The organism is Sphingomonas sp. KC8 (assembly GCF_002151445.1).
In the GTDB taxonomy this organism is placed as follows: Bacteria; Pseudomonadota; Alphaproteobacteria; order Sphingomonadales; family Sphingomonadaceae; genus Sphingomonas_E.
This window is the reverse complement of the sequence record NZ_CP016306.1, coordinates 2,239,912-2,258,429: the sequence shown is the minus strand read 5'-3', so window position 1 is coordinate 2,258,429 and position 18,518 is coordinate 2,239,912. Positions and strand designations below refer to the sequence as shown.

Genomic DNA, 18,518 nt, shown 5'->3' with positions numbered 1-18,518 from the left:
CCGCTAGGATACGCCCTTTCGGCCGTCCGGCCGCATCTTTTCGGAAGGCCGCATATGCTGCGCTTCGTTTCCGGCTCCGTCGCCGCGATCCTTTTGTCTGCCACATCCCCCATCGCCCTTCACGCCGCCGCACCTGCGCCGGTGAGCGAACTGGTGAAAGCGGTGGATATTCCATACGAGCAATTCACCCTGGCGAACGGCCTGCGCGTGATCGTGCATGAAGACCGCAAGGCGCCGATCGTGGCGGTGTCCGTCTGGTATCATATCGGATCGAAGGACGAGCCCAAGGGCAAGACCGGCTTTGCCCATCTGTTCGAACATCTGATGTTCAACGGGTCCGAAAATGCGAACATGGATTTCTTCAAGCCGCTGGAACAGGTGGGCGCGACCGACCTGAACGGCACCACCTGGTTCGACCGCACCAATTATTTCGAAACGGTGCCGACCGGCGCGCTGGAAACCGCGCTGTTCCTGGAATCGGATCGCATGGGCCATTTGCTGGGCGCGATCGACAAGACCAAGCTGGATAACCAGATCGGCGTCGTCCAGAACGAAAAGCGGCAGGGCGACAACGAGCCGTACGGGTTGGTCGAATATGCCCAGTTGCAGGCCTTGTTCCCCGAAGGGCACCCGTATCGCCATTCGACGATCGGTTCGATGGCCGATCTTTCAGCGGCCAGCCTGGACGATGTAAAAAACTGGTTCCGGTCGCATTATGGCCCGAACAATGCAGTGCTGGTGCTGGCCGGCGATATCGACGCGAAGACCGCCAAGCCGCTGGTGGAAAAATGGTTCGGCGCGATCCCGCGCGGGCCGGAAACGGCGCGACCGGCGGTGACGATCCCGACGTTGCCCGCCCCCGTCGATCAGGTGATGAAGGACCGCGTTGCCACCACCCGGATCATGCGTAGCTGGGCGGTGCCCGGCCTGAACGACCCGGACACGGTGAACCTGGATGTGGCGATGTCCGTGCTTGGCGGGCTTTCGTCGTCGCGGCTGGATAATGCGCTGGTGCGCAAGGAGAAGATCGCGGTCGCGGTTTCTGCCAGCGTGCAGGAATTCGAGAAGATGTCGATCGTCGAGATTTCGGCGAACGTGAAGCCGGGGATCGACCCCAAGATCGTCGCGGCGCGGCTGGATGCGCTGATCGCCGATTTCATCAAGAATGGCCCGACCGCCGACGAGGTGAAGCGCGCCGCCACCCGCGAAGTGGCCGGCCGCATCGGCGGGCTGGAATCGGTGGGCGGGTTCGCCGGCAAGGCAGTCGCGCTGGCCGAAGGCGAGGTTTATTCGGGCGATCCGGCCAAATATAAGAAGGATCTGGCCGAATTTGCGGCGGCAACGCCGGAAAAGGTGGCGGCCGCGACGCGCAAATGGCTGAGCCGCCCGGCTTATCGCCTGACGATCGAACCGGGCGAACGCAGCGAAGCGGATATCGCGATCGCCGGCGGCATCCGTTCGGCACCGCGTTATTATCTCGATCCCAAGAGCGAAGGCGGTGCTGCGGCCCCGGCGGCATCGCAGGCCACCGTCGACCGCAGCAAATTCCCCGACGTGCAGCCGATCGGCGACCTGGAATTCCCGGCGATCGAACGGACGACCCTGTCCAACGGCATGCAGGTGACGCTGGCGCGGCGCACGACAGTGCCGACGGTGCGGATCGCCGTCGCGTTCGACGCGGGCAATGCCGCCGATCCCAAGGCGAAGCTGGGCACGCAGGCGCTGACGCTTTCGCTGCTGGACGAAGGGACCAAGACGCGCAATTCGATCCAGATCGCCGAGGAACAGGAGCGTCTGGGCGCGAGCATCGGTTCGAGCGCGAGCATGGACCGGACGAGTGTCAGCCTGTTCGCGCTGAAGGCCAATCTGGCTCCGTCGCTGGATCTGCTGGCCGATGTGCTGAAAAACCCGGCGTTCGAGCCGGCCGAGGTGGAACGCCTGCGCGCGCAACTCGTGACGTCGATCGCGGCGGAAAACACCCAGCCACGCGGCATCGCGCGCCGCGTGATCCCCGAACTGCTGTACGGCAAGCTGCATCCTTATGGCGTGCCTTTGTCCGGCAGCGGCACCGAAGCGGGGGTGAAATCCGTCACCCGCGACGATCTGTTCGCGTTCCATCAGGCCTGGCTGCGGCCGGACAATGGCAAGATCTTCGTTGCCGGCGATGTGACGCTGGCCGAAATCACGCCGCTGCTGGAAGCGCGGTTCGGCCAGTGGAAGGCGCCGGCAAGCCCCAAGGGCGCCAAGCTGTTCCGGATGGACCGGATGGCGCGTCCGCCACGGATCGTGCTGATCGATCGGCCGCAAAGCCCGCAATCCTTCATCATGGCCGGCCAGTTGCTGCCGTTCAAAGGCACCGACGATCCCGTCACCTTCACCACCGCGAATGAAGTGGTGGGCGGCAGTTTCCTGTCGCGGCTGAACATGGACCTGCGCGAGGACAAGGGCTGGGCCTATGGCGCGTTCACCACGGCGAGCCTGGTGCGCGATACCATGCCATTTTACCTGATCGCGCCGGTGCAGACCGACCGCACCGGCGATTCGATTGCCGCTGCGATCGGCGACGTCAAAGCCTTCCTCACCACCAAGGGCGTGGATGCGGAGGAACGCGAGCGGACGATCAACAACCAGATCCGGTCGCTGCCGGGATCGTTCGAAACCAGCGGCGATCTGCTGGGCGGGCTGATGACGATCGACACGTTTGGCCGGCCGGACGATTATTATACGAGGCTGGCCGATCGCTATCGCGCGATCACCGCCGCGGACATGGACAAGGCCGCCCGCGCCGCGATCCGCCCCGATGATCTGATCTGGGTGGTGGTGGGCGATGCCGCCAAGGTGCGGCCGCAACTGGAAAAACTGAAAAGCCAGGGCATCAACCTGCCGATCGAGGAGATGAAGCCGGGTTCTTGACGTTAGCGTCAACCGGCTTCATGCCTGCGGGACAATTCTGGAGAGAGGAACGATCATGGCGAATGTCGACGGACAGTGGGATTGCGTGACCAAGACGCCGATGGGCGAACAGAAATCGGTATTCACCGTCGTCAGCAATGGCGGCACTTTCACCGGCAGCAATGCCGGGCCGATGGGCACGCTCGACGTGGTGGACGGTACGGTCGACGGCAATAATCTGGCCTGGAAGATGGAACTGAAGGTACCGATGGCGATGGTGATGGACGCCACCGCTTCGGTGGACGGCGACACGCTGACCGGCACGATCAAGCTGGGTGCGTTCGGCATCGCGCCGATGACGGGCACCCGCAAGGGCTGAGGACAAGGGACGGGGGTGGGGGGTACTGCGCTGCGGCGGTGCCCACACTCGCCGTCACCACCACCTGCCCAGTCGTGGCCATACCCCCTTCGTCACCCTGAACTCGTTTCGGCTGTCGCCCGCCTGAGGCTTCAGGGGCCATCGTGGGGCAAGTGCGGCCGGTGCCCGTGGAGAGATGGATGCTGAAACAAGTTCAGCATGACGGCTGGGGGTAAGGGGTATGCATCGCGCTCCGCCGGCCGTGGCCGGCGAACGCCTGCCCGCATACGACATGTTTTCGACGCAATAGCGCCGTATCGCGCGGCCCATGTGCGGCGGGACATTCTGACCACACAGCACCTGTCGAGGTCGAGGTTCGTTGTCCCAATCCGTCCGCGCTTCTGCCGATTCCCTGATTGAACGGCTTCGCACCCGGTTTGGCCGGCGCGCGGTGGCGTTGTGCCTGGCGCTGCTGATCGAAGGGGTGCTGTTGCTCGCGCTGCTGTCGCTCGCGCCGCCATTTTCGCCGCCCAAAGAGGTGAAGATGACCACGGTCAGCCTCGATGCGGTGTCGGAAGAGGCCCAAGAGGAGCCAGCGCCGGCACCGCCTGAGCCAAGCGCCCCGGCCGCGCAGCCCGAGGAACGCCCCGTGCCGCAGCCGCCGGTGCCGGCAGCAACTCCTCCGCTGCCGCTGCCGCCGCCGGTGATCCCGCTTCCCAGCGATCAGATGGCGGCGGCCGACATTTCCACCCTGCCACAGCGCCCGGCGGCGAAACGGCCGGTGATGGGGCCGCCCGATATCCGCCCGTCCGGGGATACGCCGCGCGTGGATGGCAGCGGCCCGAATGGCGAGCCGCTATATGCCGCATCCTGGTACCGGGAGCCGTATGACAGCGAATTGAGCGGCTATCTGTCGACCGCGAGCGGGCCGGGATGGGGGTTGATCGCGTGCCGCACCGTGCCGAATTTCCGGGTCGAGGATTGCGTGGCGGTGGGCGAATATCCGCAAGGATCGCAGATTGCCCGCGCGGTGCTGGCGGCGGCCTGGCAATTTCGCGTCCGGCCGCCGCAGATACGCGGGCAGCCGATGATCGGCGAATGGGTGCGGATCAGGATCGATTATGAGATGCGGCGCGGGGGCTGATCCTGTTCATCGCCGGTCATGCTTGTCCATGCGGCGGCGGCCGAACAACAGCCCGCGTTCCAGCCTGAGGCGCAGCGCCTGATAATAAGCCTGCAGGAAATCCACGTCGCCGGCCGGCCCCGTCCAGCCGATCTTGGTGCGGATCGTTTCGGCCACCTGCTGCATCGTTGTCCAGTCGCTCTGGCGGATCACATCTTCCAGGGTCTGCAGTTCGAGTACGCCATAGGCATCGAGCTGGGCGTCGGTGAAGATATAGTGCGGCCCGCGCCGGGCGGCGCCCTGGCCGATCAGATCGAGGGTGAGTTCGGTTTTCGGCGCGCGTACCACCCAGGTGCCAGCAAGCAGATCGCCGATCCGCAGCCGATCCTTGTTGAGCAAGGGGAAGAACAGGAACAGCCCGCTCCAGCACAAGCCGAATAGGGTGGTCGCGGTGTCCGCCAGCCCTTCGCCCGCCTGATAGCCGAGGAAGGAAAGGGGGAGGAACACCTCGATTTCGCGCATCAGGTTGCGCGCGATCACCGCATCGCCGGTCAGCCGCCCGCCATTGCGCGCGACGACGCGCAAGCCAGCGCGGCGCTTGCCGGGGGTGGCGGCGCGCGCACCCATTTCGAACAGGATGAAATAACCGTTGCGGGCGACGAAGAAGCCCAAGAGCCAGATGATGATCGCGAACCGGCCGGTTGCCCCGCCAAACCATGCGCCGACGATCGCCAGCCCGATGGTGAACAGGACGAGCGACCCAATGATGATCGCGGCATCGACCATGAAGGCCGCCGCGCGATCGCCGGCGGTGGCCAGCGTCAGGCCCAGATCCACCCCTTCGGGCGTGACGAAGCGGCGGCGCATGGCGGGATCGCGGTACTCAGCCATGCCGGCCGGCCTTGCGGGGGGCGTAGAAATAAGCGAGCCACAGCAACAGCATCGCGCCACCGATCATGTAGCGGATCGCATCCGCATCGATCCGCTGGCGGCCGATCCCTTCGAGCAGGCCGGCGACCATCAGCATGACGACGACCCCGGCCATCGCGGTGGCGGATCCCTTGCCCGCATCGGATGCCGCGCGCAGCCGCGATCGTTGGCCGGGAAAGGCGATCGCCCGGCCGATGCGCAGGCCCGCCGCGCCCGACAGGATGATGGCGAGCATTTCGGTGGTCCCGTGGATCGCCAGCCACCCGCCCAGGGCCACGCCCAGCCCGTGCGGCACGAACAAAGCGAAGAACGCGCCCATCATGCAGCCATTGTAAACCAGCAGCAGCGCCGATGGCACGCCGAAGGCAAAACCGAGCGCGAAGGCGAGGATCGCGACCTGCGCATTATGGGTGAACAGGAAGGTGGCGAAGATGCTCAGCCCATCCTGCCCGCCGCCGCCATAGAGCGTGTCGCGCAGTTGCGCGGCCGACGCAGTGGGATCGCGCCCGCTGGCGAGATCGGCGGGGATGATCGAATAGAACCAGGTCGAATCATGGGCGACCAGCACATAGGCCGCGACCATCCCGGCAAGCGTGAGCAGCAGGGCGGCGATCGTTTCGGGCCACAGCGCGCGGATCGCGGCCGGCCAATCGTGGAGGAAGAACTGCGCCAGCCGCGTGCCCGCCGACGTGCGTACGCCATAGAGGAAGAAATAGGCCCGCGCGCACAGGCTTTCGAGATATTCGACGAGTGCGCGATCGAGCGAGGTTTCGCGCGCGACCGACAGCGACGAAAGCGCCTGACGGTAGAGGACGGGCAGGGCCATGAGTTCATCATCGTCGAGGGCCTTGAGCGAGCGCTGTTCCGCGATGGCGAGCAGATGTTCCAACCGCCGCCAATCGCCTTCATGCGCGTCGCGGAAACGGCGGGCGGTGGCGACGGGATCGCCTGCGCTGACGGGCAGACGCGCGTTCACAACAGGTTCCGCCGCTTGAGATCGATATAATAAGCCACCAGTTTCAGCCCGACCCGGTTGTGCGGCGATTCCAGCACATGGAAACCGGCATGGCGCAGCCGCGTGGTGACGATGCGGCGTTCGCGCAGCAATTCGGCGGCGGTGACGGCGCGCGATACATCATCGGCGGTGTCCGGTGCGGCAGCGGCAATATCGGTCAATTCCTGATCGTCGAGGACGACGAACAGGACGAGATGGCGATCGAGCAGCCGGGAGGCCGCGCGCAGCATCAGTTCGGCGCTGGTGGGATCGGAAAATTCGGTGAAGATGACGATCAACGAGCGACGGTTGAGCTTGCCGCCCAAGGTGGTGAGCGCGAGCGTGTAATTCGTCTCCTCTTCCGAATAATCGAGTTCGGCGGCTAACCGCTGGAGCAGGCCGAAGGCGCGCGCGCCGGATACCGCACCACTGGCGATGCGGGGCTTTGAATCGAACCCGAACAGGCTGACCCGATCGCCCAGCTTGAGCGCGACATAGGCCGAGAGCAACGCCGCAGACACGGCGCGATCCATGCGCGGCACGCCACCCAGTGGTTCGCACATGGTGCGCCCGGCATCGAGCGCGAAGACGATATTGTTGTTGCGTTCGGTGCGATATTCCTTGGCGAGCAGCCGGGAATGGCGGGCGGACTGTTTCCAGTCGATCGCGCGGCGATCCATGCCGGCCTGAAAATCGGCGAGCGATTCAAATTCGGCCCCGTCGCCGCGATCCAACTGGGCGATCAACCCGTGCATCGCGCTGCGCAGGAACAGATGTGCGCCGCGTTCGCGCACCGGCCGCACATCGGGGGTGACGATGACCCGCGTGTCGAGCGGATCGCGCCGCTGTTTCCATGCCAACCCCATCGGCCCGGTCCAGCGCAGCCACAGGCCGGTGATCCGCGCCACCCCGCGCCGTGCGGCGACCAGCGGAATGGCGGCGGCCCCGGCCTGGCCGGCGAGGATGATGGTGGCGCGCGGCCCGGCCGGTGCGTCGATCAGCGGCGACAGTTCGACGATCGCGTCGACCGCGCGGGGCGCTGCACGCGGGAAGGACAGCCGCACGGTGGCGGATATGTCCGCGCCGACAAAAGCGGTGTTGGCGATGGCGAGGCCGGCCTGCGGTTCGCGCGGCCATGCGCCCGTCACCGCATCAATCGCGGTGAGCGCGAAGACGAACACAGGCCAGCCAAGGCCGATATACCAGAAGCCCGGCAAGAGGACGCCGATCACCAGCGCTGCGGGCGCCCCCGCCGCCGCCAGCAAGACCGCGCGGCCGGTGGGATAGATCAACGCGGCGCCTCGATCCGTTCGATGATGTCGGCGACGACGGCCTCCACCTGCCGGCCATCGATTTCGGCGGCGGGCGACAGGATGACGCGGTGGCGCAGCACAGCGGACGCCAGCGCCTTTACATCATCGGGGATCACGAAATCGCGCCCGTCGAGCGCGGCGCGGGCGCGGGCCGCCGCCGCCAGCATGGCCCCGGCACGTGGCGACGCGCCATTTTCGAGATCGGCGACGTCGCGCGTCGCGCGGATGAGCGCGACGATATAATCGATCACCTCATCCACCAGCCGGACTTCGGCGACGGCGGCGATCGCGGTGTCGATCGTGGCGGCGTCGGCGCAGGCGGTGACGCCCCAATCATCGGGGCGTGGCGCGCCGAACCGCGCGCCATGGGTGGCGATGATGCGGCGTTCTTCGGCTTCGGCCGGATAATCCACCGTCTGTTTGAACAGGAACCGATCGAGCTGGGCTTCGGGCAGAGGATAGACGCCCTGCTGTTCGATCGGGTTTTGCGTGGCCACGACCATGAAGCGCGCGCCCAGCGGCAGGGTTTCGCCGTCGATGGTGACGGTGCGTTCCTGCATCGCTTCCAGCAAGGCGGCCTGCGTCTTGGGCGGGGTGCGGTTGATTTCGTCGGCCAGCAGCAGATCGGTGAAGATCGGCCCGCGCGTGAGGGTGAAGCTGCTCGTCTGGAAATTGAACAGGTTCGCGCCGAGGATATCGCCGGGCATCAGATCGGGCGTGAACTGGATGCGCCCGAAATCCAGCCCGATCGCGCGGGCGAAACATTGGGCGAGGAAGGTCTTGGCGGTGCCCGGCGGCCCTTCGAGCAGGATGTGGCCCGACGCGAACAAGGCGACGAGCATCAGTTCGACCGTCTCTTCCTGCCCGACGACGGCCTTGCCGATTTCGCCACGGATCCTGTCCGCCAGCGCCTTCACATCCTCAACCTTCACGGATCACGTCCCTTCTCCAGCGATAGAGCGCCTGTGCGGCGGCGAGCAGCGCACCCGGATTGGCGGCGTCGCGCGCGGCCTGGGCAAGGTGCGAGAATTTGGGTTCGGCCAGCCGATCGAGATAGGCATCGAGGGCGGCATCCCCGCCATGCAGCGGCGCGCCAGTGGCGCTGGCGACGGCATCGCGGGTGAGGGCTGCATAACGCCCACCGGTGCGGTGCTGGCGTTTGGCGAGCTTCAGCAGGGCCGCGCTGTTATCGATCAGCACGCGTTGGCCGAGCGCGATTTCGCGGGTTTCGCGTTCGGCCGGGCCGAAACGGGCGATCGCCTGAATGCCGGCAAGGATCGCAGCGGCGAGGATGCACAGCGTGAGCGCCAGGAAGGGCGGCTCGAACGCGAGTTTCAAGAGGCTGGGGCTGGCACCAAAGCCATTAAGGGTAAGATCGAAATCGATCGTCTCCGCGCCGGTGGAGTTGAGCCAGTCGAGCATCACGATCGCGGCGCGGGCGGTTTCTGCGCTGCGCAGGCCCTGATTGTTGAGCAGATCGGGATCCGCCAATATGTAAAGCTGGCGGCCAGCGACCTCGGCCAGCACGATCCGCCCTTCGCCATCGACAAGCAGGCCGCGCAAGTTGCGGCCGGATATCGTCTGCAACTGCGCCGGCGCGCCGGTGGCGGCGTCGGCTGGCAGATCATGGATGCTGCGCAACTGCCCGCCGGCGCTGCGCGACAGTTTGAGATTGGGCACCTGGCGCAGCAGCCGTTCGACCGCAAAAGCGGGAAGCGTGCCGGCCTGCTGCACCCAGCCGGTCTTTTTGGGCAGCGCCACGGTCTGCCATTTGGGCAGCACGATCAGGGTTGGCGAATCGCCGCGCGCGGCCAGCCGCTTTGCGATCTCGTCGGGATTGGTGTGGGCTTCGGGGGTGAGGATAAGCAGGGGGACGTCAGTCAGGCCATCTTCGTCACGGATCAGATTGGCCCAGACATCCCATGGCAGATCGTCGATCAGGTTGGCCAGGCCACGAAAGCCCACGGCCGAAGTGGATAGCGCGTGCGCCCCGCCATTGCGGCCGCTGCGCAGATCGGGGGCATAAGCGCCGAGCAGCAGAAGCGCGGCGAAGGCGAGGATGCCGGCGGCGACCGCCCACAGCATCGTCCGCGCGGAAAAGGGGGAGGTGGCGGTATCCGCGCTCATCGCCACACCTGTGGCAAAGCGAAATCTTCATAAGCGGTGCGCGCGGCCTGCCAGCCGGCGGCATCGACCGCGCGGCCGCCGAACAGGCTGGCTTCGACGATCGCGGCAATCCGTGAAAAGACGCGGCGGGTTTCGCCGGGCAGGCCATCGGCGGCGGCGATATCGCGGCTGGTGAAAGCCGGGCGGACGAGGTGCGGGCGGCGGCGCTCGATTTCCTCGATGCTGCGGTGGAGGAGGAGGTGGACCGCCTCGGCATAATGGCCGGCGGCGGCGAGCGCGTCGGCTTCGGCCAGCAACTGGCGCGCAGGGCCGGCTTCGGGCCGCCATTCGGGTGCGGCGTCGGGGGTGGTTGTTTTGGGGGTGCGGCCAAAGGGCAGGCCGTGGGCGATGACGTGGCGGGCGACCACATAGAGCAAGGCCAGCGCGGCGAGGATCAGCAGGCCCCAGGCGATATATTCGATATAGGGGCCAACCGCCTTCAGTAGGCTGATCAGCCATTGCGGCGGCGGTGCGGGTGGCGGGGCCAGCGGCATATCGAACTGGATCGCGGTATCGGCGCGCAAGCGATCATGCGCGGCGGCGAAATCGCCCGCGTCCATGCCCCCTGCCGCATTGCCCGCTGCCGCCAAGCTCCGGTCCCCAAGTCCTATAGGTTGAGGACCTTAGCGGAAGCGGTGGGCCAAACAAGCGGACCAATCGGAACCTGGGGTCTCACAAGTTCGTCATCCCCGCCTGCGTGGGGATGACGAGGCGAGGCGGGGCGCCGCGTTGTTCGCGGGATCAGTCCCGCCAGCCTTTGTCCCGCCGGTCGACCTGCCGGACGAGGGCGTTGAATTCGGCCTCGCCGAACGCGCCGGGGCGGACGAGCTTGCCCTGATCGCGCTGGTGGACGGCCAGCACATCGGCGGGGATTTCGCGCAAAGCCCCCATGGGTGCGGACGCCATCTGGATCTGGCAGGCGCGTTCCAGCACCCAGAGGCGTAGGAACGCCTCGGGCACTGTCGATCCCATCGCCAGCAGGCCGTGGTTGCGCAGGATCATTAGCCGGCGGGGGCCAAGATCGGCGATCAGACGGGGCGCTTCGTCGTCGCGCACGGTGATGCCTTCGAAATCATGGTAGGCGACCAGCCCGGCAAGCTGGCCGGCGTAGAAATTGCTGATCGACAGGCCATCTTCGAGGGCTGCGACGGCCATGCCGGCGGTGGTGTGGGTGTGCATCACGCAATGCGCATCGGGCAGATGGGCATGGAAGGCGGCGTGCTGGACGAATCCGGCCAGATTTACGCCCCATTGCGATTCGCAAAGTGTGTTGCCGGCCAGATCGATCTTGATCAGGTTGGACGCGGTGACCTCGCTGAAATGCAATCCGAAGGGATTGATCAGGAAGGCGCCGTCTTCGCCGGGCACGCGCAGGGTGATGTGGTTGAAGATCAGTTCGGTCCAGCCGAGCAGGTCGAACACCCGGTAACAGGCGGCAAGCTGCTGACGGGCGGCCCATTCGGGCGCGCTTATGCCCGCGGGGCAGGGGGACGCGCTGGCCATGGCCGGTCTCCTTACAATGCTGTCAATATAGTGCCGCGCGGATGGATCGCTGTCGAGTGTCGGGGCGAACGCCTTTTCGGGTTGAAGAATCGCAACCCCACTGCTAGGGCGCACGCCTTGCGAAGCGGGTCCTGCGGCTCGCGGCGAACCCTATTCATGTCCGTCGGGTGGTTTTGGCCAGCCAGCGGGCGCAGGAAAACTGGAGACCGACGGCGTTATGCAAATCATCGTTCGCGACAATAATGTCGACCAGGCGCTGCGGGCGCTCAAGAAGAAGCTGCAGCGTGAAGGCGTCTATCGCGAGATGAAGCTTCGCCGTCACTACGAAAAGCCGTCGGAAAAGCGTGCGCGTGAACGCGCCGCCGCGATCCGCCGCGCCCGCAAGCTGGAACGCAAGCGCGCCGAGCGCGACGGCGTACGGTAAGCATCTGATTATTGGGGCGTCCCCAGGCTGGGGGCGCCTTCTTGATTGCCAGTCCTTCCTGACAAGCGAGCCTGCCCCATGTCCGTGACCGCTGTTCCGTTGCGTCCGATCAAAAAGGGCTCGCTCGCGAAATTGTGGATCGGCATCGGCCTGCTGACCGCGATCGGTATCGGCGTGGCGTTCGTCACCACGCAATCGGCGATCGTCGCCGCGCAGACGCCGGAAGAATTTCTGGCGGCCAATGGCGCGCGGGCAGGCATCGTGACGCTGCCGTCGGGCCTGCAATATGAAGTGCTGAAAGAAGGCGACGGCCCCAAGCCGACGCCAGCCGATCTGACCGTCGTCAATTATGAAGGCAAGCTCGCCAAGACCGGCGCTACCTTCGACGCGTCGGAACGTCATGGCGGCCCGGCGACCCTGCCCGTGACCGGCCTGATCCCCGGCTGGACCGAAGGCGTGCAGCTGATGAAGCAGGGTGCCAAGTACCGCTTCTGGATCCCGCCGGCACTGGGCTATGGCGAACAGGGCGCCGGCCCGAACGGCGAAATTCCGCCGAACGCGGTGCTGCTGTTCGATCTGGAACTGCTGGCCGTCCAGCCCGGCGCGATGCCGGCGATGCCCGGCATGGGCGCGATGGGCGGCGGCGATCCCCATGGCCATGGCGGCGCGGTTCCCCCACCGACTGGCATGTAAGCGATTTGGCGCGAGCCACGAAGGCCTGGCGCCACACCCGTGGCGGCGCGATTGCCCCCGCCCGGGCCTCACCCGGCCGAAATCAGTGCCGGGTTCCGGCTGAGCTATCGCCGGACTGATTTTCCGACCTTTGAATGATTGGTGCCTCCGCGTGGTTGCGGTGCGGCGTAGCCGGTCGACGATCGAGGCGGTGCGGATAAATTCCATGACCGCTATCCGCGTTTTCTGACGAAGAGCGGACTTTCAGGACACGCCGGCATGGGGGACATGATCTTCATCGTCATGCCAGCGAAGGCTGGCATCGCATCGAGGCTATTGTAACGTCAGCGACATGATCCAAGGCGGTTGGACCTATATCCTGACGAATAAGCCGAAGGGGGTGCTCTATATCGGCGTCACCGCCGATCTGGCCGCGCGTACGATGCAACATCGCGCAGGTGCGGGTTCGGCCTTCTGTCGGAAATATGGTCTCGATCGGCTGGTCTTGGTCGAGCCGCATAGCAGCATGCTCGAGGCGATTGGCCGTGAAAAGGCCTTGAAGGCCTGGCAACGGGCGTGGAAAATCCGGTTGATCGAACAAGCCAATCCCGATTGGCAGGATCTGTTTGAACGCATCCTTTAGCCGCCAGCGATGCCAGCCTTCGCTGGCATGACGTGTTTTAGAAGCCTCCGCCCCCCCCCCGACAAATCTGACGCTGCGGCCGGCCCGCGTTTCGGTCGAAACCGGCCATTCGTCGACAAGTGCAATTTGTCCACGCGGCCTGGCGGGGAGAGGCTTCTATGCTGGCGAAGCCCGCGTGCTCGCCCGGAGCGGTCGGCGTTAGGGGAGCGGGGCGGCCGGAACAGGTGCCTGGGCGTCCTCGGCCTTGTTGCCCGAGCTTTCTTCCAGCAGCACCTTGATCATCGCGACGATCGGATCGGCCAGCGCGAGGCCCATCAGGCCGAACAAGGCACCGAACAATACCTGTGCGCCAAGGACGAGGGCAGGGGCGAGATCGACCGAGCGTTTGGCGACCATCGGCACGATCAGATAGCCATCGACCGTCTGGACGACGAGATAGACGCCGATCGCCCACAGCCCGGTTTCGACCCCGGCCGAAAAGCCGACGAGGACGAGCAGCACACCCGACACGATCGCGCCGATATTGGGGAGGAAGGCAAGCAGGCCGGTGAGGATGCCGAGCAAGGCAGCCATCGGCACGCCGCCGACCGCGAGCAGCACCCAGGTGCCGACACCTTCGACCGCCATGCCGAGCAGCCGCCCGGCCATCAGCCGGCGCATCGTGTAGCCCATCTTGGCGGAGGTTTCGTAGAATTCCGTCCGCTTTTCCATCGGCAGCATCCAGGCGACACCGCGTTCGTAAAGGCGGGGTTCGATCGCCACGAACACGCCGATGACGAGGATCATCGCCAGGCTGGAAATTGCGCCCAATGCGGTGCCGACGGCGGTCGTCAGCCGACCGAGCGAACCCATTACCTGTTCGCCAATGGCATCGGCGCTGTTTTTCGGCATCAGGCCCATCGTCTGGACCCAATCGGCAATGCGGTTGAACTGATGCGTGACGACGCTCCGCAGGGTTTCGAACTGGGCGGCGATCGATGCGCCGGCGAAATAGAAGGTCCAGACCAGGAAGGCGAGCGCGGCGAGGCAGACGATCGCCAGCCGCCAGCCGCGCGCGATCGGCAGCACGCGCCCGAGCAGGCGGGTGCCGCCATCGAGCATGGAGGCGAACACCAGCCCGCCGATGATCAGCAACAGCGGCTGGGCGAGCAGCCACATCAGCGCGATGGCAACGGCAAGGCCCAGCCAGACGGCGGCGCGCTTCAATTCCCGCGCCGTCATCGGATCGCGGAAATCGGACGGGCCGGGCTGTTCCGGCTTGCGGCCTTCCGGCGCGATCATTCGGTGGGCGTGCCGGTCAGGGCGGGGCGCAGGCTGGTGCCCGCGCGGGTGCCGCGCATGGCCGTCAGCCAGCTGATCGGGTTCCACAATGACGAGGTGCCATCGAGCGAGAAGGTGATGAATTCGGCGCGGCCGCCCAGATTTTCGATCGGCACCGGCCCGCCAAGACCGCCTTCGATCGAACTGACCCGGCTATCGGCGGACTGATCACGATTGTCGCCCATCAGGAAAACGTGCCCTTCCGGTATCGTCAGCGCCGGATAATTGTCGTTCGCGCCGCTCGTGGTGAGGTCGATCGTGTCGTAACTCACACCGTTGGGCAAGGTTTCGCGCACCCGCGGCATCTGGCAAAATTCACGGCCGTTGGCGTCGGTGATGCGCAGGCGATCGACATCGGGCGTATCGCACGGGATGTTGGCGTCGATCGGGATCATCGCCGGGGCCAGAAATTCGCGCTTCACCGGCACGCCATTGAGAATGACGACGCCGCCCCGCACTTCCAGCCGATCGCCGGGCATGCCGATCACGCGCTTGATATAATCGGTATATTGGGTCGGCGGCTTGGCGATGACGATATCGCCCCGGCGCGGCAGATGGCCGAACAGGCGGCCGTGCATGGCCGGGATCGACAGATAATCCTGCCCGGTGAACTGGCCCAGCCATGCGCCGATCGGCCCCGGTATCCGCGTGATGCTGGGCGAGACATAGGACCAGCCATAGGGATATTTGGTCACGACCAGCCGATCGCCCTTGATGAGGGTGGGCATCATCGATTCGGATGGAATGTAGAAGGGCTTGGCGATGAAGCTGTGGAAGGCGAGGACCGCCAGCACCAGCCAGAACACGCCCTTGAATTCGGCCCACCAATCGGTGCCCGGGCGTGCCTGATCGGCGGGGGTGGCAGGCGCGTCAGCGGCCGGGGGAGGCATGTCTTGGGAACCCATTCGCATTTCACGATCGCTCAAGCGATCCACTCCTTACAGGGGCACGCCCATTAAAGCGGGCGGGCATAGAGAATGACGAATGCCTGCGCCCAAGGATGGTCGTCGGTCAGCGTCAAATGTACGTCCACCGCGTGGCCCGGCGGGGTGATTGCGTCAAGCCTTGCACGTGCGCCCCCGGTCAACGCCAATGTCGGCGCGCCCGAAGGTGCGTTGACCACTCCGATATCCTTCATGAACACACCCTTGCGAAAACCGGTGCCGACCGCCTTTGAAAAGGCTTCCTTGGCGGCGAACCGCTTGGCGAAGGTGGCCGCGCGGGTGAGCGTGCGGCGTTCGGCCTTGGTGCGTTCGATATCGGTGAAGACCCGCTGGACGAATCGATCGCCGAACCGATCGAGCGAATTCTGGATCCGTTCGATATTGCACAGATCGGAACCCAGCCCGATGATCATCGCGCGCCATCCATCAAGCTGCGCATGGTCGTGACGCTTGCCGACAGGCCGGTGAAGATCGCCTCGCCGATCAGGAAATGGCCGATATTGAGTTCGGCCAATTGCGGGATCGCGGCGACGGGCACGACATTGTCGAACGTCAGGCCATGGCCGGCATGCGGTTCGATCCCGTTCTTGGTGGCGAGGGCCGCGGCATCGGCGATGCGGCGCAGTTCGGTGGCGCGGTCCTCGCCATCGACATGGGCGTAGCGGCCGGTGTGAAATTCCACGACGGGCGCCCGCAGGCGGATCGCGGCTTCGATCTGGCGGGGATCGGGTTCGATGAACAGGCTGACGCGGATGCCGGCGTCGAGCAGCCGGCCGACGATCGGGGCAAGATGATCATATTGGCCGGCGGCGTCGAGGCCGCCTTCGGTGGTGCGTTCCTCGCGCCGTTCGGGGACGATGCAGGCGGCGTGGGGGCGGTGGCGCAGCGCGATGCCGAGCATTTCGTCGGTCGCGGCCATTTCCAGATTGAGCGGCAGCGCGATACCGGCGAGCAGCCGATCGATATCGCTGTCGGTGATATGGCGGCGATCTTCGCGCAGATGCGCGGTGATACCGTCGGCCCCGGCTTCGGCGGCGATGATCGCGGCGCGCACGGGATCGGGATGATCGCCGCCCCGCGCATTACGGATCGTGGCGACATGATCGATATTGACACCAAGGCGCAGTTTTCCGGTCATCACGGCTCCGGGCAGAGGGCGTTGGCCAGCCTGTCGCGCGCGAAGCCCGATTGCTGGGAAATCTCGCCATAACCGAAATCCCCGCAATTGGTGAACAGGATCACCGCAATATGGCGACCAGGGGCGATAAAATTGCGAATCCCACCGCGATGGCGCCGCCGCGCCGAATCGGCGGAATGGCCGCGGCCGGCGCGCGCACCGCCGCCGCGCCAGCATTCCCCTGAAACAGGGGTGCGAACGCGGCGCCGATGATTTTCACGCGGCGGCCCGGCTGCCGGGCTTGATCGCCGGGATCGCGGCCAGTTCGGGCGGCAGTGCATCGGGTTCGTAGGTCGGAACCGCCAGGCGGATCAGCGGATAGAAAGGCACGCCGAGATCGACCGCGCCATCGGACCGATCGACCAGCGCGGCCGCCGCGATCACGTCGCCGCCGGCTTCGTTGACCGCCTTGATCGCTTCGCGCGACGACAGGCCGGTGGTGACGACATCTTCCACCAGCAGCACTTTCTGGCCGGGATGGAGGCGGAAGCCCCGGCGCAGTTCGAACGTGCCGGTTGGCCGTTCGACGAACATCGCGTCCAGGCCGAGGGCGCGGCCCATTTCCTGCCCGACGATCACCCCGCCCATCGCCGGCGAAATCACGGCGCCCAGCTGAATCTTCACCTTGTCGGGAATGCGCAATGCCAGCGCTTCGGCCAGCCGTCCCGCGCGCGCGGGATTCATCAGAACACGCGCGCACTGCAAATAACGGGACGAACGCAGGCCCGACGAAAGGATAAAGTGGCCTTCCAGAAGGGCTTCGGCGGCGCGGAATTCCGCCAGTATTTCGTCGTCGGTCATGTCGTTGCTCCGGGCATTTGCGTTTGCCGCCAGATAGGCGGCCGGGCCACTTCCATCAACTGCCCGAAATTCTGCGATTCCGGTGCTTGAGACAATAGACACCCGCGCCTATAAGCGCCGCGATCGCGATAGGCCCGATAGACCAACAGCCGCGCGAACAGCGGCGCTGCACGGGGGTGAAATGAAGACGTTGAAGACGATTTTGATGGCGATGACGCTGGCCGCGGCACCTGCCGCCGCGCTGGCGCAGGACGCCCCTGCCCCCGCTGCTAGCGCGGTTTCCACGGCGGTTGCGCCTGCGGCTGACGCGGCCGCACCGGCTGCCGACGCCGCCAAGCCGGCATTCCAGCATGCTGTGCCCGAAGACGGAATCGGCATGCCGATTCCCGGCGGGTGGAAGATCCAGCCGCAGGTGACCGACATCGGCCTGGATGCGCAGTGGCTGCACGATGGCATCCTGATGCCGATCATCACGGTCATCACCATTTTCGTGCTGGCTCTGATGCTGTGGGCGATGTGGCGTTTCCGCGCCAAGGCCAACCCGGTGCCGTCGAAGACCACGCACAACACCTTCATCGAGGTGATCTGGACGCTGGTTCCGGTGCTGATCCTGCTGGTGATCGCGGTTCCGTCGATTCGCCTGCTGGCCGCGCAATATGCGCAGCCCAAGGCGGACCTGACGATCAAGGTGATCGGCAACCAGTGGTACTGGACCTATCAATATCCCGATAACGGCGACTTCGAGATCGTCTCGAACATGCTGAAGGAAAAGGACGAGGTTAAGCCCGGCGAGCGTTCGCGCACCGATGCCGATGGCCCCCGTCTCCTCGCTGTCGATGAACGCATCGTCGTGCCGACCGGTGCAGTCGTCAAGCTCATCGTCACGTCGAACGATGTGATCCACAGCTTCGCGGTTCCGGCCTTCTGGGCCAAAATGGACGCCGTTCCCGGCCGCCTGAACGAAACCTGGTTCAAGGTTGATCGTCCGGGCGTCTATTTCGGCCAGTGTTCCGAACTTTGCGGTGCGCGCCACGCTTATATGCCGATCGCCGTCGAGGTGGTTGCGCCGGCGCGCTTCGCCGAGTGGGTCAAGTCCAAGGGCGGCACGATGCCGGGCGACAAGGCGGCCGAAGCGGCTGCCGCGCCGGCCGCGGCTGCGCCCGCCGCCGAAGCGCCCGCTGCCGCTGAGGTGCCCGCTGCGGCAGCTCCGGTGGCGAACGCAACCGCCGCGCCCGCCGCGACGCAGAATTAAGGCTGA

The 18,518-nt window shown here is 65.7% G+C and carries 19 protein-coding genes; 7 read left to right on the top strand and 12 right to left on the bottom strand.

Going from position 1 to position 18,518, the window contains the following annotated elements:
* Window positions 1-54: 54 nt before the first annotated feature.
* The 3 genes from KC8_RS10735 to KC8_RS20510 all read left to right on the top strand — a co-directional run bounded on the left by KC8_RS10735 (window position 55) and on the right by KC8_RS20510 (window position 4,394).
* Window positions 55-2,913: a M16 family metallopeptidase gene (locus tag KC8_RS10735; protein WP_010126140.1), complete on the top strand. Its 2,859-nt coding sequence runs from the start codon at window positions 55-57 to the stop codon at window positions 2,911-2,913.
* A 55-nt stretch (window positions 2,914-2,968) separates the two neighbouring features.
* Window positions 2,969-3,271: a hypothetical protein gene (locus tag KC8_RS10730; RefSeq protein ID WP_010126139.1), complete on the top strand. Its 303-nt coding sequence runs from the start codon at window positions 2,969-2,971 to the stop codon at window positions 3,269-3,271.
* Window positions 3,272-3,629: 358 nt separating this feature from the next.
* Entirely contained in the window at window positions 3,630-4,394 is a 765-nt protein-coding gene (locus KC8_RS20510; protein ID WP_010126138.1) for a hypothetical protein, read from the top strand.
* Between the two features lie 6 nt (window positions 4,395-4,400).
* Here KC8_RS20510 and KC8_RS10720 read toward each other — a convergent pair whose 3' ends face one another.
* From KC8_RS10720 to KC8_RS10690, 7 genes are all read right to left on the bottom strand, one after another.
* Window positions 4,401-5,264, bottom strand: a complete 864-nt coding sequence (locus KC8_RS10720) for an RDD family protein (protein WP_029624617.1) — start codon at window positions 5,262-5,264, stop codon at window positions 4,401-4,403.
* The gene (locus KC8_RS10715) at window positions 5,257-6,279 is read right to left on the bottom strand and encodes a stage II sporulation protein M (RefSeq protein ID WP_010126134.1); all 1,023 of its coding nucleotides are present in this window, start codon (window positions 6,277-6,279) and stop codon (window positions 5,257-5,259) included. The genes KC8_RS10720 and KC8_RS10715 overlap by 8 nt, the downstream gene beginning before the upstream one ends.
* Window positions 6,276-7,589, bottom strand: coding sequence for a DUF58 domain-containing protein (locus tag KC8_RS10710; RefSeq protein ID WP_010126132.1), 1,314 nt, complete (start codon window positions 7,587-7,589; stop codon window positions 6,276-6,278). Before KC8_RS10710 ends, KC8_RS10715 begins: the two co-directional genes overlap by 4 nt.
* Window positions 7,586-8,542: an AAA family ATPase gene (locus KC8_RS10705; protein ID WP_010126130.1), complete on the bottom strand. Its 957-nt coding sequence runs from the start codon at window positions 8,540-8,542 to the stop codon at window positions 7,586-7,588. Before KC8_RS10705 ends, KC8_RS10710 begins: the two co-directional genes overlap by 4 nt.
* Window positions 8,532-9,737, bottom strand: a complete 1,206-nt coding sequence (locus KC8_RS10700) for a hypothetical protein (protein ID WP_010126128.1) — start codon at window positions 9,735-9,737, stop codon at window positions 8,532-8,534. The genes KC8_RS10705 and KC8_RS10700 overlap by 11 nt, the downstream gene beginning before the upstream one ends.
* Entirely contained in the window at window positions 9,734-10,366 is a 633-nt protein-coding gene (locus KC8_RS10695) for a DUF4129 domain-containing protein (protein WP_037496398.1), read from the bottom strand. The genes KC8_RS10700 and KC8_RS10695 overlap by 4 nt, the downstream gene beginning before the upstream one ends.
* Window positions 10,367-10,517: 151 nt before the next feature.
* A complete protein-coding gene (locus tag KC8_RS10690; protein ID WP_010126125.1) occupies window positions 10,518-11,279 on the bottom strand; it encodes a class II aldolase/adducin family protein in 762 nt (253 codons plus the stop codon).
* A 217-nt stretch (window positions 11,280-11,496) separates the two neighbouring features.
* On the opposite strand from KC8_RS10690, the gene rpsU reads away from it, so the two are divergent.
* From rpsU to KC8_RS10675, 3 genes are all read left to right on the top strand, one after another.
* Entirely contained in the window at window positions 11,497-11,703 is a 207-nt protein-coding gene (gene rpsU, locus KC8_RS10685; RefSeq protein WP_010126124.1) for a 30S ribosomal protein S21, read from the top strand.
* Window positions 11,704-11,781: 78 nt separating this feature from the next.
* On the top strand, window positions 11,782-12,396 hold the full coding sequence (locus KC8_RS10680; RefSeq protein WP_010126123.1) for an FKBP-type peptidyl-prolyl cis-trans isomerase: 615 nt from the start codon (window positions 11,782-11,784) through the stop codon (window positions 12,394-12,396).
* Between the two features lie 331 nt (window positions 12,397-12,727).
* The gene (locus tag KC8_RS10675) at window positions 12,728-13,018 is read left to right on the top strand and encodes a GIY-YIG nuclease family protein (protein WP_010126122.1); all 291 of its coding nucleotides are present in this window, start codon (window positions 12,728-12,730) and stop codon (window positions 13,016-13,018) included.
* A gap of 198 nt (window positions 13,019-13,216) precedes the next feature.
* On the opposite strand, the gene KC8_RS10670 is transcribed toward KC8_RS10675, so the two are convergent.
* The 5 genes from KC8_RS10670 to pyrE all read right to left on the bottom strand — a co-directional run bounded on the left by KC8_RS10670 (window position 13,217) and on the right by pyrE (window position 17,260).
* The gene (locus KC8_RS10670) at window positions 13,217-14,299 is read right to left on the bottom strand and encodes an AI-2E family transporter (protein WP_010126120.1); all 1,083 of its coding nucleotides are present in this window, start codon (window positions 14,297-14,299) and stop codon (window positions 13,217-13,219) included.
* Complete coding sequence (gene lepB, locus KC8_RS10665; RefSeq protein ID WP_010126119.1) at window positions 14,296-15,228, bottom strand: signal peptidase I; 933 nt, start codon at window positions 15,226-15,228, stop codon at window positions 14,296-14,298. The genes KC8_RS10670 and lepB overlap by 4 nt, the downstream gene beginning before the upstream one ends.
* Before the next feature lie 65 nt (window positions 15,229-15,293).
* Window positions 15,294-15,695, bottom strand: a complete 402-nt coding sequence (gene acpS / locus KC8_RS10660) for a holo-ACP synthase (RefSeq protein ID WP_010126118.1) — start codon at window positions 15,693-15,695, stop codon at window positions 15,294-15,296.
* The gene (locus KC8_RS10655) at window positions 15,692-16,420 is read right to left on the bottom strand and encodes a pyridoxine 5'-phosphate synthase (protein ID WP_010126117.1); all 729 of its coding nucleotides are present in this window, start codon (window positions 16,418-16,420) and stop codon (window positions 15,692-15,694) included. Before KC8_RS10655 ends, acpS begins: the two co-directional genes overlap by 4 nt.
* 255 nt (window positions 16,421-16,675) lie before the next feature.
* The gene (gene pyrE / locus KC8_RS10650) at window positions 16,676-17,260 is read right to left on the bottom strand and encodes an orotate phosphoribosyltransferase (protein WP_010126116.1); all 585 of its coding nucleotides are present in this window, start codon (window positions 17,258-17,260) and stop codon (window positions 16,676-16,678) included.
* A gap of 181 nt (window positions 17,261-17,441) precedes the next feature.
* Between pyrE and coxB the strand changes: the two genes are divergently transcribed.
* Window positions 17,442-18,512: a cytochrome c oxidase subunit II gene (coxB, locus tag KC8_RS10645; protein ID WP_010126115.1), complete on the top strand. Its 1,071-nt coding sequence runs from the start codon at window positions 17,442-17,444 to the stop codon at window positions 18,510-18,512.
* The last annotated feature ends 6 nt before the right edge of the window (window positions 18,513-18,518 follow it).